Raw genomic sequence first — 26,411 nt, 5'->3', positions numbered from 1 at the left:
CCCTCTTGAAGTCCTACACTGCCGAGGAGTTCGCGGCTCTCGCGACCGAGGTCGATGCAGGCTACCAGTACACCAAGAACAACAACGTCAACGTTCTCGCCGTCAAGAAGCTCGTCGAATTCGACAAGCTCATCGCCGACGCCGGCGCTTCCGCGTACTGGAAGGAAGGCGCCAAGCTGCAGTTCACCTGCACCGACGGCGTGTACAAGAAGAACGTGCCGAGCTACGAGCAGCTCAACGAGCCGGGCTACTTCTACCCGAATCGTTCCAACACCGAGGTTAATGATGTCTCGGGGGCCATCGAGGTTCCCGCAGGCATCGCGATTCCTGGCTGGTACAAGAGCTCGACGACCGCTGGCGAGACTTCTGCTGACGCGCTCGCCGCTGCGCTTTCCCAGCTTGATGGCACCATCACCAAGGACAACAAGGCCGGCGACTCCACCAAGGTTGGCATCGGCATCGCCCGCGACCTGTCCTCCTCCGAGGAAGGCGCCGTCATCGACGCTGGTTGGCGTCTTACCGGCAGCGTGGTCGCCATCACGGTCAAGGCGCCGGCTGGCGTGACCGTGAACAGCATCTCCAACTGCGAGATCAACGGCACTGACACGCAGTATTACACTGGCAGCGCCATCACCCCGATCACCGTGTCCGACCAGGAAGGCAACCTCCTCGCCAAGGATGTCGACTACACGATCGAGTACGCCAACAACGTGAATGCCGGCACCGCCAGCTTCACCATCACCGGCATCGGCAACTACGTCGGCCAGGTCAAGGGCACCTTCACCATCACCGACAAGATCCTGAACGTGCAGCTCAACGGCCTGACCGTGAAGTCCTACACCATGGCCGACCTGAAGTCGAAGCTCGCCACCGACACGCAGTACTACCAGCAGTCCAACCACGGCCCTGTCGTGGGCTACGCCGCTACCGACTACATCACCTTCGCCGACCTTCTGAAGGATGCCGGCATCGACCAGTACTGGACTGAAGGCTCCAACCTGCAGTACATCTGCACCGACGGCCTCTACGGGAAGAATCAGCCCACCTTCGAGGAAATCGCGGAGCAGAATCTGTTCTACCCCAACCAGTCCCCCTCTGAGGTGAACAACATCACCAACGCTGTTGAGACCCCGGCAATCCTCGCGTTCACCTACGGCTCCCAGAAATCCGACGGCGAAGCCGTGAGCGACACGGCGCAGGCTGCCGCCAGCATGAACACCTACCCCCTCGCAAAGGTCTTCCGTGGCTGGAAGGCTGACGAGACCGGCACGATCAACGCTCCTGGCTGGCGTCTTGCCACCGGCGTTGTTACCGTGAACCTGCAGACCACGCATGCGTCGAAGATCTTCTCCGACGTCGAGGCCGACTCCTGGTATGAGGATGCCGTCACGTTCTGCAACTTCACCAAGTTCATGACCGGCTATGCCGACACCGACCTCTTCGGGCCGAGCAACGCTCTCACCCGCGCTGAGTTCGCCACTGTCCTGTATCGCATCATGAATCCTGACGCCGCTTCCGCCGACTTCACGAACGTGAAGAACGAGACCAACCTGCCCGACGTCGAGGACGGCAAGTTCTACACCCCGGCTGCCAACTGGGCTGTCGCCGAGGGAATCATCTCCGGCGTTGACGGCAAAGAGTTCCAGCCGAACACCCCGTGCGATCGCCAGACCATGTGCGTCATTCTCTCCCGCCTCTTCAAAGCAGAGAATCCCTCCATGGATAAGCTCAATGCCATGCCGGATGCTGAAGGCGTTGCCGTTTGGGCAACTGAGGGCGTTGCATGGGCTCTGAACGAAGGCGTCATCTCCGGCGTCGACGTTGAGGGCACCCGCTACATCCAGGCTGACACCGTGCTCAGCCGCGCTATGGCCGCCCAGGTCGTCGCCAACTCTTGCTACAACGGTCTGTTCTAAGTAATCTCAGAACAACCTTGTTTGCATGAAAAAACGCTCGGTCCGCAAGGGCCGAGCGTATTTTGATTTGCAAGAATGGAACGCGCTACTGAGGTTGGCACGCATCGGATGCCGAAACGTGAAGACCGCTACGCCTCGCGCTCGTCGAAGTCGCCTATAAGGGCGCGTGCGAAGTCGTGCGGGTCGAAGTCCTTCAAATCGTCCATACCCTCGCCCACGCCGATCTTCAGCACGGGAAGCTCAAGCTCGTGGCTCACGGCAAGCGCGATGCCGCCCTTCGCCGTACCGTCGAGCTTGGTGACAACGATGCCGTCGAGGGAAAGCGAGTTGTTGAACTCGCGCGCCTGTTGCAGGCCGTTTTGGCCGGTCGTCGCATCGATGACGAGCACGGTGTAGACTGGCAGCTGTGAACGCTTGCGCACGACGTTCACAACCTTCTCGAGCTCGCGCATAAGGTCGGCAGAGGTATGCAGGCGACCTGCGGTGTCGATGAGCACCAGATCCGCACCCGTTTCCTCCGCACGCTCGATCGTGGCGTAGCACACGCTCGCAGGGTCGCTCCCCCGTTCGCGCTCGACAACCTCGACATCGGCACGGCGCGCCCAGACCTCAAGCTGCTCAATCGCAGCAGCGCGGAAGGTGTCGGCGCTGCCCAAGATAACGTTACGGCCCGCATCGGAGGCTTCCTTGGCAAGCTTGCCGACGGTCGTCGTCTTGCCCGTGCCGTTGATGCCCACGAAGAGCACGAGCGCGGGATCGCCGCCGAAGACCTCTTCCCCGCCCTCGGTAAACGTGCTCGCGATCTGCTCGTTCAGCATATCGAGCACAGCGTAGGCGTCGGGAAGCGCCTTGCGCGTCGCCTGGTCGCGCAGGTTCTCTACGATGGAACTCGCCGCCGGGGCGCCGACATCGCTTAAGATGAGCGTCTCCTCGAGCCCGTCCCAAAACTCGTCGTCCAAGTCCGGCCCACGGTCGAGCAGGACGTTCATCTGCTCCTTGAATTTATCACGCGAGCGCGAAAGACCCTCGCTGATGCGATCGAAAAAGCCCATAGTCAATCCTTTCAGGAAAACGAAGAGGCAGGTGAAGCGCCTCGGAATCTTCTGCAACACAGCATAGCAAAGAAACGCCCCCGACATCCGAAAATGCCGAGGGCGTTGACAACACGTAGACGGAAGCGCGAATTAACGAACCGCGCGAGTCATCTCCTCCGTTGGAGGAAGCTCGGGGTCGTACAGGTGGCAGGCGCACCGATGGTTTTCCTTCACCTCGCGCAGCTCGGGAACCGAGTTCCCGCATACGCCGAGGCGCTTGAAGCAGCGGCCCGCGAAACGGCATCCCGGGGGCGGGTCGATCGGGGAGGGAACATCACCTTGCAAGATGATGCGCTCGCGCTTCGATTTCGGATCGACCGCAGGGATAGCGGAAAGCAGCGCCTGCGTGTAGGGGGACAACGGGTCGGCATACAGCGACTTCTTCGGGGCGATTTCCATCATCTTGCCCAAATACATGACACCGACGCGGTCGGAAACGTGTTTCACGACGTTCAAGCCGTGGGCGATGAACAGGTACGTGAGCCCGAACTCCTCTTTCAAGTCGTCGAGCAAGTTCAAAACCTGCGCCTGAATGGACACGTCGAGCGCGGACACGGGCTCGTCGCACACGATGAGCTTCGGGTTCACCGCAAGCGCGCGTGCAATGCCGACGCGCTGGCGCTGGCCGCCTGAGAACTCGTGCGGGTAGCGGTTGCGCATGTAGTTCGCAAGGCCGACGCATTCGAGCAGCTCGTTCACACGGTCCTCGACCTTATCCTTCGGCACGATGTTGTTCGTGATCATCGGCTCGGCGATGATGTCGCCGATGCGCATGCGCGGATTGAGCGACGCATACGGGTCCTGGAAGATGAGCTGGATGTCCTTGCAGTAGTTCTTGCGCTCGGAATCCTTCATCGCGGTGAGGTCTTTGCCCTCGAAGATGATCTTGCCGCTCGTGGGCTTGAGCAGGTTCACGAGCATCTTGCCGACCGTCGTCTTGCCGCAACCGGATTCGCCGACGAGGCCGAACGCCTCGCCCCTCTTAATCTGGAACGACACGTCGTCGACGGCGTGCACGTACGACGTCGCTTTGCCGAAGAAGTTGGTTTCGGCGGCGAACAGCTTCGTCAGGTGCTGCACATCGAGCAACACATCGGAATCCGCCGCGCTGTCGGCAGCGGGCTTCTGGGCAGCGTTATCGCTCATCGGCTTTCCCCTCCTCTGCTTCCTGCGTCTCGTCGCCCATGATGAGAGCGGCGGCAGTGCTCACCTCGCGCGCGGCCTCGACGGCTGCGCGAGCCTTTTCCTCGTTCTTCTCGACTTCGGCGGCGTTCTTCGCCTTGCCCGATTCCTCCTCATAGAGGAAGCAGCGCACCTTGTGGTCGCCCACCTGCACCAGGTCGGGCACCTTCTCGCGGCAAATCTGCATACAGTTGTCGCAGCGGTCGGAGAAATGGCATCCGGGAGGCATCTCGAGCGGATTCGGCACCATGCCCTTGATCATGTAGAGGCGCTTCGAATCGTCGTCTTCCAAACGGGGAATCGACTTCAGAAGGCCGAGCGTATAGGGGTGCATAGGGTTGTCGAACAGCGAGCGCACCTCGGCTTCTTCCACGACCTGGCCGCAATACATGACGACGACGCGATCGGCGGTTTCGGAGACGACACCGAGATCGTGCGTGATCAGGAGAACGGCCATGTCAGTATCCTCGCGAAGGCGGCGAAGCAGGTCGAGGATCTGCGCCTGGATCGTCACGTCGAGCGCCGTGGTGGGCTCGTCGGCAATGAGAAGCTTGGGGTTGCACGCAAGCGCCATGGCGATCATGACGCGCTGGCGCATGCCGCCCGACATCTGGTGCGGATAGTCGCGCACGCGGGCCTCAGGGCTCGGGATGCCGACCTTGCGCAGAAGGTCGATCGCGCGCGTGAGCGCTTCCTTCTTGGAAATCTTCTCGTGCGTGCGAATGGCCTCGACGATCTGGTCGCCGATGCGGTACACGGGGTTGAGCGACGTCATGGGCTCCTGGAAGATCATGGCCATGTCGTTGCCGCGCATCTCGCGGTATTCCTTCTCGGAGAGCGTCGTCAGGTCCTTGCCGTCGAACTCCATCGAGCCGTCGGCGACGTGGCCGGGTTCGGCCAGAAGGCCCATAATCGACAGGCTCGTGACCGACTTGCCCGAGCCGGATTCGCCCACGATGGCGAGGATCTCCCCTTCGTCGACCGAGAACGTCACGTCGTCGACGGCGCGGACGACGCCGCGCTTGACGGGGAACTCAGTGCAGAGGTTCTTCACTTCAAGCAACATCGGGCTACCTCTTCCTCGACTTCGGATCCAAACCGTCGCGAATACCGTCGCCGAGTAGGTTGAATGCAAGCACAGTAAGCGTGATGGCGAGACCAGGGAAAATCATAAGCCACGGAGCGCGGAAGAGCTCGTTGCGGCCGCGTCCGAGCATGTCGCCCCATTCGGCGTCGGGCGGCTGCACGCCAAGGCCCAAGAAGCCGAGGGCCGCGCAGTCGAGGATGGCCGACGAGATGCCGAGCGTCGCGCGGACGATGATCGAGGGCAGCGCGTTCGGGAGCACATGGCGGAACACGATGGCGAAGTTCGAGTTGCCCATGACGCGCGCGGCGGCGACGTAGTCGTTCTCCTTGATGGAGAGGATCTCGGAGCGCACGATACGCGCGTATTCGGGAATGGCGACGAAGCCGATAGCCACAACCGCCTTCTCGATGCCCTGGCCAAGCGCAGCCATGATGGCGATGGCGAGCAGAATCGACGGGATGGAGAGCATCATGTCCATGATGCGCATGATGACCGTGTCCCATTTCCCGCCCTTGTAGCCGGCGATCGCGCCCAGAACGACGCCGAGCGACAGCGAGATGGCCACGGCCGCCAGGCCGACGACGAGGGTAATCTGGGTGCCGACGAGCACGCGGCTGAAGATGTCGCGGCCCTGAAGGTCGGTGCCGAACCAGTGCTCGGCCGAAGGGCCCTGCGCGGAATGCGCGAGGTTCTGCTCGTAGGGATCGTAGGGCAGCACGCCGGGAACGAGCTTCGTCACAACGGCGATGACCACGAGAACGAGGATGAAGATGGCCGACACGAGCGCCGCCTTGTTGGAGACGATGCCGTCGATGACGTCCTTCCAGATGCTCTCGCGCTTTTCAACCACAGGCGCTGCTGCGGCGTTCGAATCGAGTTCGCCGGCGCCTTCGGTCGCGAGAACCGTTTTCTTGCTCATCTCGATCACCCCTCTTCCTTCGCACCGTACTTGATGCGGGGATCAAGCCATGCGTAGACGATGTCGACAAGCAGGTTCATGATGACGAAGATGACCGCGACGAGCAGTACGATGCCCTGCACCACCGGGAAGTCGCTCTTGAGCACGCAATCGACAGCGTATTTGCCGATGCCCGGCCATGCGAACACCGTTTCGGTGAGCAGCGCGCCGCCGAGGAGGCTGCCGAACTGCAGGCCGATGACGGTGGAGACGGGCAGCATCGCGTTACGCAGCGCGTGCTTGATGTTCACCGAGCGCTTGGTCAAACCCTTCGCACGAGCAGTGCGGATGTAGTCGGCATTCAACGTTTCGAGCATGGAGGAGCGCGTCATGCGCGTGATGATCGCCATAGAGTACAGCGACAGCGCGAGCGTCGGCAGGATGAGGTGCACGAGCACGTCGCCGAGCGCGGTCCAGTCGCCCTTCATGATCGTATCGAGGATGAAGAAGCCCGTGCCGCCCGTCGGCTGGAGAAGCGGCGTCACGCGGCCGGACGACGGCAGGATGTGCAGCGTCGCCGAGAACAGCAAGATAAGCAGGATGCCGGACCAGAAGATCGGCATCGACACGCCGATGAGCGCGATGACCATGCTCACGTTGTCGGCGAGCCTGTTCTTCTTCACCGCGGCGAGCACGCCGAGCGCGATGCCGCATACCGATGCGACGATGATGGCGCAGATGGCGAGTTCGGCCGTTGCCGGGAAGCGTGACGCGATCTCGGCCGCGACGGAGGTGTGCGTGTAGTACGACGTACCCAGGTCGCCTTGGATCGCCGACACCAAGAAGTTGACGTACTGCATCCAGATCGGATCATCGAGTCCGTAGTCAGCCCGCCACGCGGCCATCGCCTCGGGCGTCGCATGCTCGCCGAGAACGACGGGAGCAGGGTCGGACGCCAAGACGCGCGTGATGAAGAAGATGATGATCGTCACACCCAGCAGCACGGGAATCACCATAAGGATTCTCTTGAGGATGTATTTGAGCACCTTGTTCCTTTCGAAAGAGCCCCGTCTCGTCTGACTCGGGGCTGTAAAGACGCAGGTTGCGGATCCTGCCTGGAAGCGAATCCCCGTCATTCGACTCCAGGCAAGCCGCACCTCTGCGCAAAACGGGGCGCGCGAAGCGGACAACCCACTTGCGCGCCCCGGAAAAGGGCAAAACTCAGGGAAACGGTTCTACGCTTCCTTGGAAACGCCCTTGAAGAAGACGACTCCCGTCGGGTGATAGTAGAAGTCCTTCACCTTCGGGCTGTAGCCGAGCAGGTTCTTACCATGGGAGATGAGCACCCACGGCTGCTCCTCAGCGACCATTTCCTCGCACTTCTTGTAGATCGCGTCGCGGTCGTCGCCGTCCGGCGTGTCGATGCCCTGGGCGATGAGCTTCTTGTACTCGGCGTTGTTCCAGTGAGCCACGTTCATGGACTTGTTGGAGTCCGCGAGCAGGTTCATGAAGTTGTCCGGGTCGCCGTTGTCGCCCGTCCAGCCGTAGAAGCAGATGTCGTAGGGATCGGTCTGAACCTTCGACTTGTAGGTGGTCCAGTCGTACTGGGTGATGTTCACCTTGACGCCGACCTTGTCCAGGTAGCCCTGGATCATGTTGGCGAGCTCGACGCCGCCCTTGGCGTTGTAGGGACGGGCGGTGGAGTAGGTGATGCAGGTGAGCTCGGTGACGCCCTTCGCGGAAAGCGTGGCCTTCGCAGCATCCGGGTCGTACGCGGTCTGCTTGATGTCCTTGTCGTAGGGAGCCATCCACAGCGGCATGACGGAGTTCGCGACGGAAGCGTAGTCGCCGTAGATAGCGGTGACCATTTCCTCGACGTTGATCGCCTGGGCGATGGCCTTGCGGACTTCCTTGTCGGCGCAGATGCCGCCCTCGTCGGTGTTGAACGCCATGTAGTTGATGGTCATGCCGTCCTCAGCGAAGAGCTCGTAGCCGCCGTCGATGATCTGGTTGGCGGAAGAGGGGTCGACCGAGGAGATGATGTCGCACTCGCCGTTCAGAAGCGAGGTGATGCGGGTGTTTCCCTCGGCGATGACCTTGAAGATGATGTTCTTGGTCTTCGGGGCGTTGTCCTTGTCCCAATAGTCCTCGTTGGCCTCGAGGGTGATGGAAGCGGACTTCGTCCAGTCGACGAACTTGTAGGGGCCGGTGCCGACGGGCTTCTCGATCGGCTTGCCGGCGGCATCGTCGATGGCCTTCGGCGACACGATCGGGGAAGCGAGGCACATGGCCAGGTTCTTCAGGAACGACGTGTTCGCGGCGCGCATGGTGAACTTCACGGTCTTGTCGTCGACGGCTTCGACTGTCTTCACGCCCAAGTTCGCGGCTTCCTCGCCGAAGACGAAGGAGGCGTAGGGCATGTCGGAGTTGCGGTTCGGCTCGAGCAGGCGCTCGACGGACTTCACGACGGCAGCGGCGTTGAACTCCTCGCCGTCATGGAACTTGATGCCCTCGCGCAGCTTGATGGTGTAGGTGAGCATGTCGTCGGAGATTTCCGGCAGCTCGGCGGCGAGCAGCGGCTGGACCGTCGCGTCCTTCGCGCCGTAGCCGTAGAGGCCCTCATGGATGTTGCAGGAAACGATGGCGGATTCGCCGTCGTCGAAGTACGCCGGGTCGAGAGCGCGCGGATCGGCAGTGAGGCTGTAGGTGATGCTCTCGGCAACGCCCGAGCCGGAAGCGGACGAGTCGCTCTTCTTCTCACTGGAACCGGAGTTGCTCGAGCAGCCGGCCATGCCAATGACGGCGGTGCTCGCAACAGCGGTGCCGAGCAGGCCCATGAACTGGCGCCTGCTGACTTGCAGCTTGCTTTCTTCCATTGGATTTCTCCCTTCCCATTTCGACCCGATCGTTCGCCGACGGGCCGTCGCACAGCTTCCTGTACCGTGCTTTCCCACGAATTCCTAAGAACAGCTAGTAATTCGTATCGATACACTTTAGCGCAGCAAAGCACGCGCGCGTGCCACGAGTGGGGATTTTTTGGACTATTTATTCGCTTTTTACCGTCAACGGCGGGAAAAGGCAGGTAAAGAATGGGTAGCTGGCGATTCAAGGAAACATGATCGAAACATACGGAGGGCGCGCCGGAGGGTGCCTCCCCTATCTGGCGCGCCCTCCCCGCCCTCGATGCGGCTACTCGGCGTACTGCAGCGCGCGGTCGAGCTTCTGGCTGATCACCTTCGTGACGCCGTCGGCCTGCATGGAGACGCCGAAGAGCACGTCTGCAGTCTCCATCGTGCGACGCTGGTGCGTGATCATGATGAGCTGCGTGGTGCCGCGAAGCGATTCCACAAACGCGACGAGGCGGCGCAGGTTCGTGTCGTCGAGCGCCGCTTCAACCTCGTCTAAGATATAGAACGGCGTCGTGCGGATGCGGTAGACCGCGAACAGGAGCGCGATCGCGGTGAGCGACTTCTCGCCGCCGGACATAAGCGACATCTTCGTGATGCGCTTGCCGCGCGGCTGCGCCGAGACCTCCACGCCCGTGTTCTCCATATCGTCGGGGTCGACGAGGGACAGATGCGCCGTGCCGCCGGGGAACAGCGTGGAGAAGATTTCCTGGAAATTGGCGTTCACCGCCTCGTAGGTTCTCGCGAAATCGTCTTTCATGCGCGCATCGATGACGCGGTTGATCTTCGCGAGCGCCTTACGCGCGCCGTCGAGGTCGGCAAGCTGGCTTGCCAGATAGTCGTAGCGCACCTTGAGTGCGTCGTACTCGTCGGCGGCATCGGGATTGATCGTGCCTAAGTTGGCGATGCGGCGGCGCAGCTTGAAGGCGGCATCCTCCACTTCGTGGCGGTTCTCGAGCTCGGGGCACGCAAGCGCCGTCTCGAGCGGCGTGCGGCAGCCGTGGACGATCTCGTTGACCGCAGCCTCGACCTGCACCTCCAGACGCCCCTTGTCCACGCGTGCAGCGCTCATGCGCTCGCTGGCCGCGTCGTAGGCGTCGTGAGCCGCGCGCGCCTTCGAGCGCGCCTCGTTCGCCTGGGCATGCAGCCCCGATTGGGAATCCTGCGCCTGCGTCGCCTTGTCCTCCAAGTCGACCGTCCAGCGGCGGGCGCTCTGCGCGAGCTCCTCGAACACCGCAAGCAGAGGCTCGATGCGGGATGCGGAAAGCTCCTTCGCACGATGGGCCAAACGCTGCGTCTTCGCCTGGGCGGCGAGCTGGGCGAGCTCCCCCACGCGCGCATCGCGGACGCGGATGGTGTAGGTCTCGCGTTCCACAAGCGTCACCGCGGCGAGCCTGGCCTCAGAGAGCGCATCAGTTGCCTGCTGGGCGGCATCGCGCAAGGGAGCGGCGGCATCGAGCGCGGCGGCAAGACTTTCCTTCACGCCTTCCAGCTCATGCCCGAGCTCGTCGGCCAAGCGCGCATATTCTTCCACGTCGGGGCGTGCCTTCGCGATGATCTGCTCCGCCTCCGAGCGTTGCCGCTCGACGTTTTCGAGCTCGTGGCGAGTCGAAGTGAGCTTGCGCGCGGCGGCGTCGGCAGCGGCGCGCGCGGCGTCCGACTTGCCCTTGGCGGCAGCGAGCTCCTGGCTTTTCGCGAGGCTTTCCCCTTGCGCCGTACGCAGGGCAGCGTCGGCGGCATCGGCAGCCTCCTTCGCCTTTTGCGTCACCTCCTTCGCAATGACAAGCTCGCGGGAAAGTTCCTCAAGCCTGCGAGCGCGCGCGAGGGCTCCCTGTCCCCCATCGTCGACATGGCGACCGGCGACCACCTTGCCCGTCGGCCACACGATGCACCCGTCCGGCGTGACAAAACGCAGGCCGAGCGTGTCGGCCTCATGGGCAGCGAGCGCCTCCTCAAGGTTTTCGCACACGACGACATCGCCGAGGAGCGCGCGGACCGCACGGGCGGACGACTCGGGGAACGAAAGACCCGCGAGGAGCGCCCAGCCCAACGCGTTCGAGGGTCGTGCTGAGGCATCAGGCGTGGAGACCCCGTTCGCATCGTCGCGCAAGACAAGCGTCACCTCGCCGTTTTTCCCTTCGGCGGCAAGCGCGGCGACCATGCTTGCCGCATGCGACCCATCAGCCACGAGGAGCGCTGCCACGTCGGCGCCGAGAAGGTGCTCGACGAGCGCTTCCTGCCCTTCGGGAGCAGAGATTTCGTGGGAAAGCGGCGCAACTGCGGCGTCGAAGGCGGCAGCATTGCTCGCGAGCCATTCGAGCGCTGGGCCCTGGGCCTTCGCGGATGCCCGCTCAACTTCGCGCAACGCTTCGATCGAGGCAGCGCAGGCGCGCTCGGCGTCGTTTGCCTCGTCGCGGGCGGCACGTGCCGCCTCGGCAGCGCGCACAGCCTCGCCCACGTGCATGCGGGACTCCTTCTCGACCTGCTCGAGCGCCGAGAGCTCTTCGGCGAGCTTTTGGGCGTGGGCCTCCGCCTGGGAAGCCTCGGCCTGGGCGCGGTCGAACTGAAGGGTTAGCTCCTGGGTATGCCCCTCGATGATCTTCATGTGCGCGAGCCCGTTCGTGAGGGCCTCTTTGAGCTCGGCGTGCTTGGCGCGGGCCGAGTTGATGCGCGACTCCAAATCGCGGCTCGCGCGGCCGAGCTCGGTTGCGCGCTTTTCGGTCTCGGCACGCCTCGACGTCACGTCCGCATGGTCGGCAGCGAGCCGCGACACCTTCTCTTCGGCTTGCGCACGCTCGGCCTGCACGCTTGCAAGCTGGGCGTTTACGGCATCAAGGTCGGCTTGGGCGGTCTTTGCGCGAGCGGCGTTGGCCTCAAGCGACACCGCAAGCTCGCCCGCACGGGAGGTCGCTGCACGCTTGCGCTCGCGCATGACGAGCTCGGCGGACTCGATGCGCTCGACGGCGCTCGAAGCCTGGCGATGCTGGCGCGTGAGCTCGCCGGCGCTAGCCCCCTCTTGGCGGATCTTCTCCTGCAGCGCCTCGGCAGCAGCTTCCGCGGTCGAAATCTCCGCGCGCTTCGCCTCGAGCTCGGCCGCGACGGCTTCTTCGCGGGCCGTGGCAGCGGCGTGCTTTTCCTGCAGCTGGCGCAGATCGTCGACGGCAAGCTTGAGCTTCAGCTCGGAGAGCTCGGCGGAAAGCCCAATGTAGGTGCGGGCGCGCTTCGCCTTGCGCTCGAGCGGCTTCAGTTGACGTTCGACCTCGGCGGTCACGTCGCGCACGCGCGCGAGATGCTGATCCATCTGGGCCAGCTTGCGCTCGCTTTTCGCCTTACGCTGCTTGTGCTTGAGCGTTCCCGCGGCCTCTTCGATGAGCGCGCGGCGGTCTTCGGGCTTCGATTGCAGGATGGAATCGAGGCTGCCCTGCGAGATGATGGAGTGCGTACCCGTCCCAAGCCCCGAGTCGTGAAGGATGTCGAGCACATCCATGCGACGCGCCACCGTGCCGTTGATGAGGTATTCGCTCTCTCCCGAGCGGTACATACGGCGCGTGATCGCGACTTCGTCGTAGTCGACAGGAAGCGTGCCGTCGGAGTTGTCGAGCACCAAGTCGACTTCTGCAAGCCCCGCCGCACGTCGGGCGGAGGAGCCGGCGAAGATGACGTCTTCCATGGCCTGTCCGCGCAGATGCTTGGCGTTGCGCTCGCCGAGCACCCACAGCACGGCATCCGAGATGTTCGATTTGCCCGATCCGTTCGGGCCCACGATCGCCGTGATGCCCGGCTCGAGCGTGAGCGCGCTTCTGTCGGCAAAGGACTTGAAGCCCTTGAGGACGAGGGATTTGAGGTGCATTCGCTAGCCCTGCTTCTTCTGAAGGCGTGCGGCTTCCTTCTCCGCCTTGATGCGGGCACGCTCGGAGGCCTTCTCAGCCTTCGCATGCGCTGCGGCTTCTTTTTCGGCAGCGCGGGCGGCTGCCTTCTCGGCCTTGGCCTGCGCTGCGGCCTCCTCCTTGGCGGCGCGCTCCTCCTCGGTGAGCCCGAGCCCGAAGAACTCGCCGAGGCGCGCGAGCGTGCTCTTCGCAGCCTGGCTCTCGGCCTCCTTCTTCGTGCGACCGGTGCCGCGGGCAAGTCCCTGGTCACCCGCATAGACCTGAGCGACGAACGTGCGGTCGTGCGGCGGGCCCTGCGTCTCGATCAGCTTGTAAGTCGGCGTGATGCCGCCCTCCTGCAGCTTCTCCTGAAGGGCGCTCTTGGGGTTTTCGGGCTGCGCGGCCAAATCGAGCGACATATGCGGGATGAGCGTGCGGCGCACGAACTTCACCGCGGCGTCGATTCCGCCGTCAAGGTAGAGCGCAGCAACGACTGCCTCGTAGACGTTCTCGAGCGCGGAGTGAAGGCCTCGCTTGCCCGTGCCCGTCTCAGAGGAGCCGAACACGATGATGTCGGCGAAACCGAGCTTCGCAGCCACATCCGAAAGGCTCGACCCCGCGACGAGCGCCACCTTGATGCGGGTGAGCCCGCCCTCGTCGATCTCGTGGAAGCTGTCGAACGCGATCGCCGCGACGATGGCGCCCACGATGGAGTCGCCCAAGAACTCCAGGCGCTCGTAGGAGTATTTGACCGGACGGCCCTCCGTCGCCGAAGGGTGCGTGATTGCCGAAAGGAGCAGCTGCTCCTGTTTGAATTCATAGCCCAAGATTTCCTGGGCGCGTGCGAGCTTTTCCTGCTGTTCTTCAGTCATCGACATGCTGATATCGGACCACCTTGCGCCTATCGTGCCTTCTGATTGCTTAAACGTTTATTCTACCTGTTCAGAATTATTTGCGTCGGAGCCTGCGAGCGTCTGCGCGATTATTTCAGAAACGTTCTCCCGGGCGGCGCGAGCGGTCACGAGGATGCCGTTCTTCACCGCCTTCGCGTTCGAAGAGCCGTGCCCAACGACGACGGCGCCCTTGCAGCCTAGAAGCGGCGCGCCGCCGTAAGTGTCGGCGCTCATACGGTCTTTCAGCTCGTAGAGCTCGCTTTTGAGCGCGAGCGCGCCGATCTTTGCCTTCGCCGAGGACATCATGGCTTCCTTCACCATCTTGAAGAGCACCTTCGATGTGCCCTCGATGGTCTTGAGGGTCACATTGCCGGTGAAGCCGTCGCACACCACAACGTCGAAATCGCCCGTGAGGATATCGCGTCCCTCAGCGTTGCCCGCAAAGCCCGGCACCTGCTTGGCCATGAGCGCATACGTCTTGATCGCGAGGTCGTTGCCCTTTTCCTCCTCCTCGCCGATGTTGAGAAGGCCGATGCGCGGGTTCGGGATACCCAAGATGCGCTCGGCGTAAATACCTGCCATGCGGGCGAACTGCACGAGATAGGCAGGCTTGCAGTCGGCGTTCGCGCCCACATCGCACAGAAGCACCGGGTGGGACGGCGCGGGAAGGGGCATGGCGAGAGCTGGGCGCTGCACGCCCTTCACACGCCCGACCACGAGGGTCGCGGCGGCGAGGCATGCGCCCGTAGACCCTGCGGAGAAAAAGCCCGCTGCCTGGCCCTCCTTCACCAAACGGCAGCCGACCACGATCGAGGAGTCCTTCTTCTGCCGCACGGCGCGGGCGGGGTGCTCGCCCATATCGATCACCTGGGTGGTAGCGTGCGCTTCGCAGCGCTCATGGCTCGCAGCGAACGGGGTCACCACCTCGTCAGGCCCGCACAAAACGATCTTGAGCGCAGGATCGGCTTCAAGCGCTGCTGCGACACCTTCGAGCACGACGGAGGGCGCGTTGTCGCCGCCCATGGCGTCAACTGCAAGAACGGTTCCGGGAAACGCCTCGGCCGCAGCGCGCGCAGCGGCCAGTTCGCGAGATTTCCTTCCCAAGGTGAACTCCTATCCGGCAGACGCGATTGCACCCACCTCGTGAAAAAGCCTCCCGTCCGCGCGCAAGGGCGCACGGAAATGGGAGGCTCCAGGCTTGCCTATGTTAAGAAGCTAGGTCGGACTCGGCGAGCCCGCAAGCCGCTATTCGGTCTCGATGACTTCGCGGTTCTTGTAGAAGCCGCAGTTCGGGCACACGCGATGCGGAAGCTTCACTTCGCCGCACTGCGGGCACACGGAACGAGAAGGTGCGTCGATGCGGTCGTTAGCGCTGCGACGAGTATGGGTGCTTGCACGACCCGTTTTTTGCTTAGGTACTGCCATGATCTAGCTCCTTTGTAAAACATCGGACGGATTTCCGAACCGCCCGCTTATCACTGGGTAAACACGCGAAGAGATATGATAGCAAAGAGAAACGAGCGGCGCAAGGCCTTGTGCGCGTTTTCGCCTCAGCTTACCACATAATGCGCAGAAAATCGCAAACGCCATTTCGACGGACGCGCTGAAAAAAATGAGCACGATTGAGCTTAATCGGCCGATTCGTCGGAATCGAACGAGAAGTTCGCAAGCGCCGCGAAGGGGTTCTTCGCCAGCTCGAACTCGTCGGGCCCGTCGGATTTTTCCTTCTCGCACCCACACGGCCCCTCGTTCAAGTTGGCACCGCAGGTGGGGCACAGGCCCTTGCAGTCCTCGTCGCACAGAGGAACGAGCGGCAGCTCGAACACGATGGCCGCAACGACGAGGGACTCCATATCGAGCACGTGGTTCGCGGGCAGACGGTCGAACTCGTCCTCGTCGGCACCTTCGGGAATCTCCGCGCCGTCGAGCAGGAAGTATCCTTCGATTTCACCCTCGACATCGAAGACCGCATCCTCAAGGCAGCGCGCGCAATCGGTGCACGCCTCACCCGTAACGCTCCCCGTGACGAGCAGCGCGTCGCCTGTGTTGGAGACGTCGGCATGCCACGAAAGCGGCTCACTGAAGCGGTACGAGTCGGGACCACACTCGAACTCATCAACGGCAACAGTGCCCTCGAACTGGGCAAACTCTGCAGGCGAGAATAGCTCGGCGGGAACCTCGAGGGAAAGCGAATCCCCCGAGACGACGCGCAGGGAGCTTTTAACGCTAGAAAGCTCGTCCATTAGCCGCGACCGACGTTGGTCGACCCGGCATTCAGGCGATCTCGGCAACGGCGCACGTTGCCGAGAAGCGTGTCGAGGCTCTGCTCAACGTGGCCGAACACCTCGTCGGCGTAGTCTTCCGCGCCGGCGCGCGTCTGACGCTCGAGCTCGCGGGCATCGGCCAAGATGGTGTCGGCCTGCTGCTGGGAGATGCGCACGATCTCCTGCTCGGAAGCGATGGTCATCGCCTGGCTGCGCGCGTCTTCGATCATGCGGTTCGCTTCGGCTTCCGCATCATCGAGAAGGCTCTGGCGCTCGCGCACGATCTGGCGCGACTGCGCGAATTCGCTCGGGAACGTGTCGCGGATCTCGTCGATGATCTCGAAAGCGGCGGACACGTCAACCTGGCGAAGGTTGTTCTTGCCGAAAACTGGCTTTGCATCCTCAAGCAAAATCGAGAGTTCCTCGAGAAGACCCAAGACCCCGGTTTCGTCCATGTTATTCCTTCCAACCTGCTGTTATGCAGCGTTTAATCTGCGCTTCGTGTGCTGCGCTTTGTGCGCACATGAGTCCACTTATCATATCACGACGCCCTGATTTGGCAAAACGCACCACAGAGCATTCATAAGCCCCAGCTGGGCTCAGACGCAAAGTAATACGTGCGCTCGCCGCGCGCGCTACCCGAGCATATCCGCCAAGCGCAGGATATCGACCGCCGTCTCGCCGTATTTCTTGCGGGAAGAAAGCGCGAACCCGCACGCCATCTCCGCCTCGTCGGCATCGGCGTTCGTCGAGAGCGCATGCTCGTACACCACGATCGCGTCGCCCGAGACTGCCCCCGCCTTCGCAAGATTCGCCACCATCCCAAGGGACTCCGCCGCGGCAAGCGCGTAGGGTGGATCGAGAAACACCAGGTCGAACGCGGGACGTTGACGCAGCGGCGGCTTCTCGAGCACATCGGCGCGCACGAGACGGGCACGGCGCGGCTCAAGGCCGAGCGTGCGCATGTTCCCCGAAACCACGGACGCTGCCGCGCCATCGCGCTCGAAGAAGCACGCCGATGCAGCGCCGCGGGAGAGCGCCTCAAGGCCTAGTGCCCCCGACCCCGCGAAGGCGTCGAGCACGACCGCCCCCTCAAGGCCCCCGCGCGCAGAGGCGAGCACACTCATCAGCGACTCGCGCACGCGGTCGGTCGTCGGGCGCGTACCGTCCCCCTTAGGGGCCTTAATGACACGGCCGCGATATTCACCTGCGATGATTCTCATGCTATCCGCCTTCCCCGGCGCGCGCGGCGCCGAGCAGCAACCGTACCTCCCGCCCGAGCGCCGCGTGATCGGCGGCGGCAAGGTCGGGGTCGTTTTCCAAAAGCTCGCGCGCGTCGGCATGGGCCGCTTCGATAAGCCCACCATCGCGCACGACGTTCACCAGCTTCAACACCGAGGCGCCGCTCTGGCGATTGCCCAGGATATCGCCTTCGCGGCGAAGCGACAAGTCGATGCGGGCGAGCTCGAAGCCGTCGTCGCAGGTCTCCATCGCGCGAAGGCGTTCGAGAGCGACGTCTTGCTTCGATGCCGACACGAGGAACACCTGGGCGGGTTTCTCGCCGCGACCGACGCGACCGCGCAGCTGGTGGAGCTGCGAGAGACCGAAGCGGTCGGCGTCCTCCACGATCATGACGGTCGCGTTGGGAACGTCCACACCCACCTCGATGACCGTGGTGGCGACCAGAACCTGCGTCTCGTTATCATGGAATCGCTGCATGACCTGCTGTTTTTCGGAAGATGGCAAGCCGCCGTGCAAAAGCTCGACCTTCCAATCGAAAAACGTGCTCCCCTGGAGCATCTCCGCCTCGCGCGCCGCCGCGGCCACGTCGTCGTGCTCCAGGTCGGCGTCGTCCTCGATGGCGACCATCGGGTGGTACGCCCCGCCGTCGGTCTCTTCGCGAGATGCGGCGGCACTCTCCCCCGCCATCGCGTCGCGCTCTTGGGTGTCCTTGCCCACAAGCGGGCACACGACATACACCTGCTCGCCGCGCCCAAGCGCCTCGCGGGCAGCGTCGTAGGCGTACCCGCGCTCCGACTTCGCGAGCACGCGCGTCGTGCGGCGCGCCGCGTCGTGCGGTCGATGCTTCAGATACGTGAGCGTCAAGTTCCCGAACAGCGCAAGCGCAAGCGTGCGCGGAATCGGCGTCGCCGTAAGGTAGAGAGCGTCGGGCGCGTCGCCCTTGGCGAGCAGTTTCGCACGCTGGGCTACGCCGAAGCGCTGCTGCTCGTCGATCACGGCGAGCGTGAGATTGCTCGGGCGCACGTCGTCCTCGAGCAGCGCATGCGTGCCGATGAGCACGTCGAGGCTGCCCTCGGCGAGGCGGGAGAGCATCTCCGCGCGCTCGGATTCCGAGGTTGACCCGGTGAGCACCGCATGGGTGATACCCGCCGCGTCGAAAAGTTTCCCCAGGCTGCGCTCGTGCTGCTGCGCGAGGACCTCGGTCGGTGCGAGAAGCAGCGCCTGCCCGCCCGTATCGACCGCAGCCGCGATGGCGAACGCCGCCACGACGGTCTTGCCCGTGCCCACGTCACCTAAAAGCATGCGGTTCATCGCGTGCGGCTGCGCCATCTCGCCGAGGATGTCGAGCCGAGCCTGCTGCTGCTCGTCGGTGAGCGTGAACGGAATCGCCGCATCGAGCGCCTGCATGCGCGGGCCCGCGATCTCGTGCGCCGTGGGCACATGGCCGCGGCTGCGAGCCGCCCCTTGCTGCATGAGGTGGAGCTCAAGCAGGAGCACTTCCTCGTACGCCAAGCGGCGCCGCGCCTCATGGGCTTCAGCCAAGCTTTCGGGAAAATGGATTGCGCGAAACGCGACCTGACGGCTCACCAGGCGATACTTCACGCGAAGCTCCAGCGGCATCGGGTCGAGCACACCCTCGGCGAGCTCGAGCGCATTACTCACGAAACGCCGCATCAGCGCCGGCGTCACCTTCTCACCAGCGGGGTGCACGGGGATGACAAGGCCATGCGCAGGTGCATCGGACCCTTCAAGCGGAAGAATCTGCGGGTTCACCATTCGCTTGAAGCCGTAGTTGAACTCGATTTTGCCGGCAATCGCCACGCGCATGCCGGCGGAGAGCTGCTCGGCGAGCCACGGTTGGCGAAAGGCGGTCACGATCACGACGCCCGTAGAGTCAGTGACGCCAATCTCTACCAAGGTCAGGCGCGGTTTCGGGCGTTTGAGCTTGACATCGTGGATCACGCCCTCGATGGTGCATGATTCACCGATGCGCGCGGAGGCGGCGGTCTCGCGGGCGGAAAGGTCGATGTAGCGCCGCGGGAAATGCGTGATGAGCCCGCGGACCGTGCGAATGCCGAGCTTCTCGAGCGCCTTCGCGCGGGCGGGGCTCACGAGGCGCACACGGCTCACCGGCTCGTCAAGCCCGAGTGTCGCCTGCAGCCTATCGGGTATGTGGGAAGCTTTCGGCAAAATTTCCTTTCACAATGGAAGCCGACCAGCTTCCACTTCAACGTCGAAAATGTCGCGTCCGGCGGGGCGTCGTCGCGCGCAGTTCCGCACGACGCGAACAGCCCAGTGGGCTGTTCGCCAAAGCAGGACTGTCTGAGCACGACGATGCTCCGCCGGACGCTATCCGATTGAGTTGAAAAAGCCAGCCTACTCCACGGAGAACACGATCGGGTAGAGCGGCTGCTCGCCGCGGTGCGCGTCGACTTCCAGTTCGTCGAAGCGCGACTCGATGCGCTCCACCAAAGCATCCAGCTGCTCGTCCGAGAAGTCCTCGCCCGCAAGCAGCGTCAACGTGTCGGCATCTTCGGCCTCCATAGTATCGAGCAGCGACATCACGACATCCTCCACGCTCGAGCCGACAGCCTCGATCGAACCGTCGGCGATACCGATGACATCGCCGTTGTGGATGGGGTTGTCATGCGCGTCCTTGGAGTCCTTGATCGCCGTGGTGACCTCGCCGGTCTTCGTGTCGGCGAACGCGCTCGTCATGTTCTCGACGTTATCCTCGAGCGACGCGGTCTCGTCGGCGCTGAACAGCGCCGAGAACGCCTGAGGCACGCTCTTCGTGGGAACGACGGCGCAGGGAACCTCGGACAGCCCCGCCGCGCTTTGGGCGGCCATGATGATGTTGGAGTTGTTCGGCAGGATGATGACTGCGTCGGCGTTCACGCGCTCAACGGCGTCGAGCAAATCCTTCGTCGAGGGGTTCATGGTCTGCCCGCCCGACACCACGACGTCGACGCCGAGGCTCTCGAGAATCTTCGCCATGCCCGAGCCGGCGGCGACCGCCACGAACCCGAGCGGCTTGTGCTCAGAGCGTTCCTCTGCCGCAAGCTTCTCGTTGCGCTCGACGCTCTGAAGCTTCATGTTGTGGATGAAGACTTCCGAGATTTGGCCGCGCTCCAAGAAGTAATGGAGCACTTTGTCGGGCGTGTTGGAGTGAACGTGCACCTTGAACTTGGGTTTCTCGCCAACGCACAGCTCGCAGTCGCCCATCGTGGACAGGAAGTCGAGCGCCTCGTCCTTGTCGAGCACGTCGGAATCGACGAGGAACTCGTTGCAGTAGGTGTACTTGGAGCCCTCCCAGTCGTTGATCTGCTCGATCGCGACCTTCGGAGCCGCGCCGGCACGGGCAAGAGCGAGCTCGTCGCCAAGGGGGCCGGACTTGCCGAGCAGCGCTGCGGTGAACGCGTCAGCCAGGATGGCCAGGCCGAAGCCGCCGGCATCGACCACGCCGTTCTCCTTGAGCACCGGGAGCAGGTCGGGCGTACGCTTCACCGAAGCGTAGCCTTCCTCGACGATGGACTCGAGCGCCTCGTCGACGGAGAGCTTCTTCTTGCGCGCGTGCTTGGCAGCGGCGGCCATGTCCTTCACCACCGTGAGGATCGTGCCCTCGACCGGCTTGCGCACCGCCTGGAAAGCGACCTCGACCGCGCGGGCGAACGCCGCATCGATCGTCGCGGTGGAAACCTCCTCGGCCTCCGCACAGCCCTCGCACAAACCGCGGAGAATCTGCGAGGTGATGACGCCGGAGTTCCCGCGCGCGCCCATGAGGGCACCCGTGGTGATGGCGCGACGGACCTCGGCTACGCCCGCGTTCGCGGGAAGCTTCGCGATGTTGTCGACGACCGACTTCAGCGTGAGCGACATGTTCGTGCCGGTGTCACCATCGGGAACGGGAAACACGTTCAGGCGATTGATCTCTTCCTTGCGCTCGCTGAGCTGAGCAGATGCCGAAGCAATGGCGGCAAGGACGTCTGATCCGGTATAGGTTTGTGACATAGTGGAACGATCTCCTTAACAAGCAGGCCCGCACGCCGATGCGGCGCGCACCCGCAGAAACGATGCTATTTGCGGACCTTCACGCCTTGCACGTGGACCTCGACGCCGTCGAGCGGGACGCGCGCGTACTCCTTGAGCGCGAACGTGACCTGGTCGACGAGGTTCTGGGAAACGGCGCTGATGTTCGTGCCGTACTCGATGACGACGTAAAGCTCGACGTGGACCCCGGCGTCAGTGCTCGAAACAACCACGCCGCGGCGTAGGCGCGAGGCGGGCAGGATCTTCGCGATGCCGTCGACGGCGTTCGGAGCCGCCATGCCGACGACGCCGTAGCATTCGAGAGCCGCGTTGCCGACCATGTCGGCCAGAACGTCGTTGGCAACATGCAGGTTGCCAGGAATCGTTGTGCTCATGATGCTCCTTTCGCAACACGCGCGAAGCCTAATCGCCCGCGCGTAATCATCCAAAAAGGCAGTATAGCGCAAGGAAAAGCGCCCACGATAGCTGCCAGAACCCAGCGGCCGCTATTACACACGAAAAGTCCTTGAAACGAGCTGTCTGTTTGTGATATAGTAGTTAGGCTTTTTTGTCATCAACGGTTTTTAACCGGCACGTACACGGAGTTGAGAATTATGTCGAAGATTTGCGAAGTTTGCGGCAAGGCACCGTCTTTCGGTCGTAGCGTGAGCCACTCCCATCGAGTGACCAACCGCATGTTCCGTCCTAACATCCAGAAGGTCACCATCCGCGACGAGAAGGGCCGCGTCCGCAAGGCGAACGTCTGCACCAGCTGCATGAAGGCCGGCAAGGTCGAGCGCGCGTAAAAGCGCACTTCAATCGCGCAGTGGGTTCTGCCCTCGTCGCGATTGACCGCACTGCCATCTGGCACCAAAAGCAAAGCCCGCATCCGCGGGCTTTTTTGGGTTTGGGGGATAGCACGAGAACACGAAGCCCCCTCTTTCCTTGCGTGAGGAAAGAGGGGGCTTGGAAAAGCGTTTCTACGACGGTAGCACGATCAGCAGACGCTTGCAGTTGGGGCACTCACCAAGCGGCGCATGCGCCTTCAGGTCGATCAGGTGGCCTTCCTCGATCGGGGCGCGACAGGCGCCGCAGGCATTGTCGCGAAGAAGGGCAACTGCCACTCCCCCGCAGTGCTTTGCCGCACGGTCGTAGCGAGCCTTGAGGTCGGCGGGCAGATTCGCCGCGACCCGATCGTGTGACGCGGCAAGGTCGGCCTCTTGCTTTTTCAGCTCGCCACCCTGCGACTGGAACTCGGCGGTTGCCGCCGACTCCGTTTCCCGAAGCTGGGCAAGCGCCATAGAGATTTGCTTTTCAACTGCAGAAATCTTATCCAACTCGGCATCGACGGCGGCGAGGTCCTCCTCAAGCGTGGCGCGGCGCTTCGCGTAGCCGTCCATCTCGCGCGTATGCGCCTCGACATCGCGATAGCCAGACGCCGAATCGACCGCCTTCTGCGCCTCTTCCTGCTTGGCGGCCAGCTTGCCGTCCTCTTCGGAGATGCCGGCAAGCTTCTCCTCTGCCTTCGCGCGAAGCTTCCCCACCGTTTCCTGCTTCTCCTCGATGGCCTTGATCTTCTTGCGCGCAGCGACGATCGTCTTTCGCTGCGGAAGATCGGCGATGGCCTTCTGGACGCGAAGAAGCTCCATGTCGTTGTGCTGCAACTCGATGAGCGTGGAAATGTCTTCGTCTTTGACCTGCATGCGTTGTTACCTCGCGCTTCCCTTGTGTTCCTTCGTTTTACGTCCGCTATTCTACAACCTGGTCGATTCCGGATGAGACCAATTGCCGCTCTGGTCGATCACCTCGATGCAATCTACGGAAACGCCCGCTGCCGCCACCGCATCCGCCAGAACACCGGTAAAGGGCAGCTCGGTCGTGTCGTGGCCCATGTCGATGATGGCGAGCCCCACTGCAGACGCATCGAGCGCCGCGTGGTATTTCACCTCGCCGCAGATGAGGCAGTCAACATGCTCGCGCAGGCACGCGGCGACGATGCTGCCGCACGAGCCCGTATAGGTGACAACGCTCTTAATCTCGCGGTCGAAATCACCCCACACGCGCGGGACCTGCGCAAACACCGAGGTACAGCGCGCGGCGAGCTTTTCGAGCGTCATCGGCGCATCGCCTTTGCGCACCGAGCACAGCTGGCCGTATCCGCGATCGGGGCCTGAGGGGCACGGCACGAGGACGCGCCCGGACCAGTCGAGCGAAAGCATGTTGGGAAGCATGCGCGCCGCAAGCGGGCTCGCGTCGAGGCCGGTGTGAAACGACATCACCGCGACGCCCGACTCGATGGCGGCCCACACCACCGCGCCCGAGGACACCGCCGCAGACGCGCCGGGCTTGAACTCGCTCGGCGGGTCGAGGAAGGCGGGATGGTGCGTCACAAGCACGTTCGCGCCGCGCGACGCCGCCTCGTGTATTGCTGCAACCGTAGGGTCGAGCGCCACCGCCACGCGCGTGACCTGGCGCGACGGATCGCCCACCGTAAGGCCCGCCCGATCCCAGTCTTCAACATCTTCTTTCGGGAAAGCCCTGAACAGCGCCGCCTCCAAGGCGCCTACGCTTAAGGTCCTCTCCTTCTTAGACAGGGGCCCGGATGCGCGTTTGCTCAGTCCCGTTTCAGGTTTTGCAGAAGCCATGTTCACATCCTCCTTATGCGTTCGAATGAGGTTTCATGCCCTCTATTGTATCGGCAGCTCCCGCCGCTCGCCATGCGCCAGGGGAATCGTCACGCAATCATAACCTGCGCGCGCCATGAGCTCGTATGCCTCACGGATACCGAAGGCGACGTCGGCCGGCTTGTGCGCGTCGGTGCCCACCGTGCAAGGCACGCCCGCGCGGCAAAACGCGGAAAGCAGCTTGAGCGTCGGGTACATCTCGGCGCAGCGTTTCACGGCGCCTGCCGTGTTCACCTCTACCATGCGCCCGCCCGCGCGCGCCGCCTCGGCCATGCGCGCATACAGGGGCTCCAAGGGGTAGGTTGGGAAGTGCCCGAGCTTTTTCGGCAGGTCAGGATGAGAAAGAACATCGAAACGGTCGGGCGAGGCGGCCATTGCGCACCATTCGTCCACGTACTGGCGCCAGATGCGGTCGGGCGCGCCCGGTTCAAGCCAGGGGCCCTCGATGTCCTCGTTATCGATGCCCCAGGTGCCGAGGAAGTGCACCGACCCCAGCACCACGTCGAAGCGCGAGGTGTCGCGCTCGGCAGACGTACGGTCCTCCGCCGCGCCGAGCCAGTCCATCTCGCATCCCGAGAGGATGGTCATGTGCGGATGCTCTGTGCGGGCGCGGTCGATGTCGGCGAGATAGCCCGCGACGGACTCACGGGGCATGGCCTCGTCCCCGCGCGGGTCGAACGCGCCCGAAAGCGGGAAGTGCTCCGTTACAGCGAGCACCTCGATCCCCGCCGCGTCGGCTGCGGCGACAAGCTCGGCCACCGCGCCCTCGCCGTGGCCGCAGAGCGCCGTGTGGGAGTGAGTGTTCACAAGCGGCATCGCAGGCACGCTAGCCTCGATTCCAGTTGAGGGCCTCGTCGAAAGCGATGAGGAACCTATCGATATCTTCGGCGGTGGTGTAGCGCCCCATCGAAATGCGCAGCGCACCGTAGGCGTCGTCGCCCTCCACGCCGATGGAGCGCAGCACGTGGCTCGGCTCGAGCGAATGCGACGAGCAGGCCGACCCACCCGATACGCCGAAACCCTTCATGTCGAGGCGCAGGATAAGCGTCTCGCTTTCAAGGTCGCTCACGATCACGTGCACGATGTTCGGCAGGAAGTCCGCCGAACATCGCGGGACGTCGACCGTCGGGCGCACGCCCGGCACCAGGGAAAGCTTCTCGTAGAGCTCATCGCGTAACTCGCGAAGGCGGGCGGATTCCTCAGGCTCCATCGCGCAGACCGCGCGGCAAGCGGCGGCGAAACCGGCTGCGCCCATGACGTTTTGCGTGCCGGAGCGCCGGCCCGACTCCTGCCCACCGCCGAGTTGGAATGCCGAAAGCGGGGTGCGAGCCTTCACGTACAGCGCGCCGATGCCCTTCGGGCCGCCCACTTTGTGCGCGGAGAACGATGCGGCGTCGACATCCCATTCGCGCACGTCAAGAGGCATCTTCCCCAAAGCTTGGGTCGCGTCGACGTGGAAGAGCGCGCCGTGGGCGTGCGCGATGGCGGCAAGCTCGCGCACCGGTTCGACGCTGCCGAGCTCGGAGTTCGCGGCCTGAATGGACACGAGCACCGTGTCGGCGTCGATCGCTTCTTCAAGCGCGTCTGCGGTGATAAAGCCTCGGGAGTCGGGGCGCAGGCGCGTCACGCGAAAGCCCTGCTGCTCGAGGCGCTTTGCGGGCATGAGCACCGCCTCGTGCTCGATGTCCGACACGATGACGTGCGGCGTGAACGAGCCCGAGGCCACGCGACGCGCTTCGGCAGCCGCGGGGGCAACCCCCAAAAGTACCGTGTCGTCGGATTCGGTGGAACCCGATGTGAAGATGACCTCGCTCGGGCGGGACGCGCCGATGTCGTGAGCGATCAACTTGCGCGCGCCTTCGAGCGCCTCGAAGGCGGCACGGCCGGGCGAATGGAGCGAGTTCGCGTTCATGTTGAGGGCGAGGTTGTCGCGCCCGCAGGTGAGATAGGGCTTCATGGCCTCGAGCGCCTCTTCGCACAAAGGCGCCGTCGCGGCATAATCGAGATACACGTAATCGGGACTCACCGTGGCAGGCATTGCCTACATCTCCTCTTCGACGAGGGCTTCCTCGGCCCGCGCATCCTCGATGGCCGCCACGCGCGCGGCATCGCCCTTCTCCTTCACAGCGGCAAGCGCGGCCGCAGGGTCTTGCGCCCCGAACACAGCGCTGCCGCACACGAGCACGTCGGCGCCAGCCGCGGTGAGGCGCTCAACCGTTGCTTCGGACACGCCGCCGTCGACCTCGATCAGGAGCGCATCGTTGCCGACCGCGCGCGCCATCTCGGCGACGGCCGCAACCTTCTCCTCGCTGCCTTCAATGTAGCTCTGCCCGGAAAAGCCCGGCTCAAC

22 protein-coding genes and 1 pseudogene are annotated in these 26,411 nt (G+C 63.5%); 2 read left to right on the top strand and 21 right to left on the bottom strand.

Annotated features, from left to right (window positions below; genetic code table 11):
* A partial coding sequence (locus Q0G18_RS04345; RefSeq protein WP_297149861.1) for an S-layer homology domain-containing protein occupies window positions 1-1,916 on the top strand: 1,916 nt, incomplete at its 5' end.
* A gap of 128 nt (window positions 1,917-2,044) precedes the next feature.
* Here Q0G18_RS04345 and ftsY read toward each other — a convergent pair.
* From ftsY to Q0G18_RS04265, 16 genes are all read right to left on the bottom strand, one after another.
* A complete protein-coding gene (ftsY, locus tag Q0G18_RS04340) occupies window positions 2,045-2,968 on the bottom strand; it encodes a signal recognition particle-docking protein FtsY (protein ID WP_297149858.1) in 924 nt (307 codons plus the stop codon).
* Between the two features lie 132 nt (window positions 2,969-3,100).
* Entirely contained in the window at window positions 3,101-4,156 is a 1,056-nt protein-coding gene (locus Q0G18_RS04335; protein WP_297149853.1) for an ABC transporter ATP-binding protein, read from the bottom strand.
* Window positions 4,146-5,258, bottom strand: a complete 1,113-nt coding sequence (locus Q0G18_RS04330; protein WP_297149850.1) for an ABC transporter ATP-binding protein — start codon at window positions 5,256-5,258, stop codon at window positions 4,146-4,148. The genes Q0G18_RS04335 and Q0G18_RS04330 overlap by 11 nt, the downstream gene beginning before the upstream one ends.
* A gap of 4 nt (window positions 5,259-5,262) precedes the next feature.
* The gene (nikC, locus tag Q0G18_RS04325) at window positions 5,263-6,198 is read right to left on the bottom strand and encodes a nickel transporter permease (protein WP_297149869.1); all 936 of its coding nucleotides are present in this window, start codon (window positions 6,196-6,198) and stop codon (window positions 5,263-5,265) included.
* A gap of 5 nt (window positions 6,199-6,203) precedes the next feature.
* Complete coding sequence (locus Q0G18_RS04320; protein ID WP_297149847.1) at window positions 6,204-7,223, bottom strand: ABC transporter permease; 1,020 nt, start codon at window positions 7,221-7,223, stop codon at window positions 6,204-6,206.
* A gap of 189 nt (window positions 7,224-7,412) precedes the next feature.
* Window positions 7,413-9,053, bottom strand: coding sequence for an ABC transporter substrate-binding protein (locus tag Q0G18_RS04315; protein ID WP_297149844.1), 1,641 nt, complete (start codon window positions 9,051-9,053; stop codon window positions 7,413-7,415).
* A 313-nt stretch (window positions 9,054-9,366) separates the two neighbouring features.
* Window positions 9,367-12,933 carry a chromosome segregation protein SMC gene (gene smc, locus Q0G18_RS04310; RefSeq protein WP_297149841.1) on the bottom strand — a complete coding sequence of 1,189 codons (3,567 nt, stop codon included), beginning with the start codon at window positions 12,931-12,933 and terminating at the stop codon, window positions 9,367-9,369.
* 3 nt (window positions 12,934-12,936) lie between these two features.
* Window positions 12,937-13,827 carry a ribonuclease III gene (gene rnc, locus Q0G18_RS04305; protein ID WP_296058594.1) on the bottom strand — a complete coding sequence of 297 codons (891 nt, stop codon included), beginning with the start codon at window positions 13,825-13,827 and terminating at the stop codon, window positions 12,937-12,939.
* Between the two features lie 51 nt (window positions 13,828-13,878).
* Complete coding sequence (plsX, locus tag Q0G18_RS04300; protein WP_297149866.1) at window positions 13,879-14,925, bottom strand: phosphate acyltransferase PlsX; 1,047 nt, start codon at window positions 14,923-14,925, stop codon at window positions 13,879-13,881.
* Between the two features lie 162 nt (window positions 14,926-15,087).
* Window positions 15,088-15,267, bottom strand: a complete 180-nt coding sequence (gene rpmF / locus Q0G18_RS04295) for a 50S ribosomal protein L32 (protein ID WP_158049213.1) — start codon at window positions 15,265-15,267, stop codon at window positions 15,088-15,090.
* 203 nt (window positions 15,268-15,470) lie between these two features.
* Window positions 15,471-16,085 carry a DUF177 domain-containing protein gene (locus Q0G18_RS04290; protein WP_297149838.1) on the bottom strand — a complete coding sequence of 205 codons (615 nt, stop codon included), beginning with the start codon at window positions 16,083-16,085 and terminating at the stop codon, window positions 15,471-15,473.
* Window positions 16,085-16,561, bottom strand: a complete 477-nt coding sequence (locus tag Q0G18_RS04285; protein ID WP_158049208.1) for an ATP synthase F0 subunit B — start codon at window positions 16,559-16,561, stop codon at window positions 16,085-16,087. Before Q0G18_RS04285 ends, Q0G18_RS04290 begins: the two co-directional genes overlap by 1 nt.
* Before the next feature lie 180 nt (window positions 16,562-16,741).
* Complete coding sequence (rsmD, locus tag Q0G18_RS04280) at window positions 16,742-17,329, bottom strand: 16S rRNA (guanine(966)-N(2))-methyltransferase RsmD (RefSeq protein WP_297149835.1); 588 nt, start codon at window positions 17,327-17,329, stop codon at window positions 16,742-16,744.
* Window position 17,330: 1 nt separating this feature from the next.
* Window positions 17,331-19,538 (bottom strand): ATP-dependent DNA helicase RecG, encoded by a 2,208-nt coding sequence (locus Q0G18_RS04275; protein ID WP_297149832.1) that lies wholly within the window; start codon window positions 19,536-19,538, stop codon window positions 17,331-17,333.
* A 186-nt stretch (window positions 19,539-19,724) separates the two neighbouring features.
* Window positions 19,725-21,359, bottom strand: a complete 1,635-nt coding sequence (locus tag Q0G18_RS04270; RefSeq protein WP_297149828.1) for a DAK2 domain-containing protein — start codon at window positions 21,357-21,359, stop codon at window positions 19,725-19,727.
* Window positions 21,360-21,424: 65 nt separating this feature from the next.
* Window positions 21,425-21,772, bottom strand: coding sequence for an Asp23/Gls24 family envelope stress response protein (locus Q0G18_RS04265; protein WP_296058576.1), 348 nt, complete (start codon window positions 21,770-21,772; stop codon window positions 21,425-21,427).
* Window positions 21,773-21,991: 219 nt separating this feature from the next.
* Here Q0G18_RS04265 and rpmB point away from each other — a divergent pair, with 219 nt between their 5' ends.
* Window positions 21,992-22,183: a 50S ribosomal protein L28 gene (rpmB, locus tag Q0G18_RS04260; protein WP_158049204.1), complete on the top strand. Its 192-nt coding sequence runs from the start codon at window positions 21,992-21,994 to the stop codon at window positions 22,181-22,183.
* Window positions 22,184-22,357: 174 nt separating this feature from the next.
* On the opposite strand, the gene Q0G18_RS04255 is transcribed toward rpmB, so the two are convergent.
* The 5 genes and pseudogenes from Q0G18_RS04255 to Q0G18_RS04235 form a co-directional block, all read right to left on the bottom strand.
* On the bottom strand, window positions 22,358-23,080 hold the full coding sequence (locus Q0G18_RS04255) for a hypothetical protein (RefSeq protein WP_297149825.1): 723 nt from the start codon (window positions 23,078-23,080) through the stop codon (window positions 22,358-22,360).
* A 51-nt stretch (window positions 23,081-23,131) separates the two neighbouring features.
* Window positions 23,132-24,022, bottom strand: a complete 891-nt coding sequence (locus tag Q0G18_RS04250; protein WP_297149822.1) for a Nif3-like dinuclear metal center hexameric protein — start codon at window positions 24,020-24,022, stop codon at window positions 23,132-23,134.
* A gap of 42 nt (window positions 24,023-24,064) precedes the next feature.
* Window positions 24,065-24,877, bottom strand: coding sequence for a histidinol-phosphatase (locus Q0G18_RS04245; protein ID WP_297149863.1), 813 nt, complete (start codon window positions 24,875-24,877; stop codon window positions 24,065-24,067).
* A gap of 10 nt (window positions 24,878-24,887) precedes the next feature.
* Window positions 24,888-26,099 (bottom strand): cysteine desulfurase family protein, encoded by a 1,212-nt coding sequence (locus Q0G18_RS04240; protein WP_297149819.1) that lies wholly within the window; start codon window positions 26,097-26,099, stop codon window positions 24,888-24,890.
* Window positions 26,100-26,102: 3 nt separating this feature from the next.
* A pseudogene (locus tag Q0G18_RS04235) lies at window positions 26,103-26,411 on the bottom strand (hypothetical protein); the annotation flags it as partial.

It is taken from the genome of uncultured Ellagibacter sp. (assembly GCF_934636505.1).
Taxonomy (GTDB): domain Bacteria; phylum Actinomycetota; class Coriobacteriia; order Coriobacteriales; family Eggerthellaceae; genus Ellagibacter.
The sequence above is the reverse complement of the archived record's forward strand: the minus strand, read 5'-3'. Positions and strand labels throughout refer to the sequence as shown.

Coding starts and splice junctions, on each gene's coding strand:
- ftsY (WP_297149858.1), bottom strand. CDS start 2,968: ATGGGCTTTTTCGATCGCATCAGCGAGGGTCTTTCGCGCTCGCGTGAT.
- Q0G18_RS04335 (WP_297149853.1), bottom strand. CDS start 4,156: ATGAGCGATAACGCTGCCCAGAAGCCCGCTGCCGACAGCGCGGCGGAT.
- Q0G18_RS04330 (WP_297149850.1), bottom strand. CDS start 5,258: ATGTTGCTTGAAGTGAAGAACCTCTGCACTGAGTTCCCCGTCAAGCGC.
- nikC (WP_297149869.1), bottom strand. CDS start 6,198: ATGAGCAAGAAAACGGTTCTCGCGACCGAAGGCGCCGGCGAACTCGAT.
- Q0G18_RS04315 (WP_297149844.1), bottom strand. CDS start 9,053: ATGGAAGAAAGCAAGCTGCAAGTCAGCAGGCGCCAGTTCATGGGCCTG.
- smc (WP_297149841.1), bottom strand. CDS start 12,933: ATGCACCTCAAATCCCTCGTCCTCAAGGGCTTCAAGTCCTTTGCCGAC.
- rnc (WP_296058594.1), bottom strand. CDS start 13,827: ATGTCGATGACTGAAGAACAGCAGGAAAAGCTCGCACGCGCCCAGGAA.
- rpmF (WP_158049213.1), bottom strand. CDS start 15,267: ATGGCAGTACCTAAGCAAAAAACGGGTCGTGCAAGCACCCATACTCGT.
- Q0G18_RS04290 (WP_297149838.1), bottom strand. CDS start 16,085: ATGGACGAGCTTTCTAGCGTTAAAAGCTCCCTGCGCGTCGTCTCGGGG.
- Q0G18_RS04285 (WP_158049208.1), bottom strand. CDS start 16,561: ATGGACGAAACCGGGGTCTTGGGTCTTCTCGAGGAACTCTCGATTTTG.
- rsmD (WP_297149835.1), bottom strand. CDS start 17,329: ATGAGAATCATCGCAGGTGAATATCGCGGCCGTGTCATTAAGGCCCCT.
- Q0G18_RS04270 (WP_297149828.1), bottom strand. CDS start 21,359: ATGTCACAAACCTATACCGGATCAGACGTCCTTGCCGCCATTGCTTCG.
- Q0G18_RS04265 (WP_296058576.1), bottom strand. CDS start 21,772: ATGAGCACAACGATTCCTGGCAACCTGCATGTTGCCAACGACGTTCTG.
- rpmB (WP_158049204.1), top strand. CDS start 21,992: ATGTCGAAGATTTGCGAAGTTTGCGGCAAGGCACCGTCTTTCGGTCGT.
- Q0G18_RS04255 (WP_297149825.1), bottom strand. CDS start 23,080: ATGCAGGTCAAAGACGAAGACATTTCCACGCTCATCGAGTTGCAGCAC.
- Q0G18_RS04250 (WP_297149822.1), bottom strand. CDS start 24,022: ATGGCTTCTGCAAAACCTGAAACGGGACTGAGCAAACGCGCATCCGGG.
- Q0G18_RS04245 (WP_297149863.1), bottom strand. CDS start 24,877: ATGCCGCTTGTGAACACTCACTCCCACACGGCGCTCTGCGGCCACGGC.
- Q0G18_RS04240 (WP_297149819.1), bottom strand. CDS start 26,099: ATGCCTGCCACGGTGAGTCCCGATTACGTGTATCTCGATTATGCCGCG.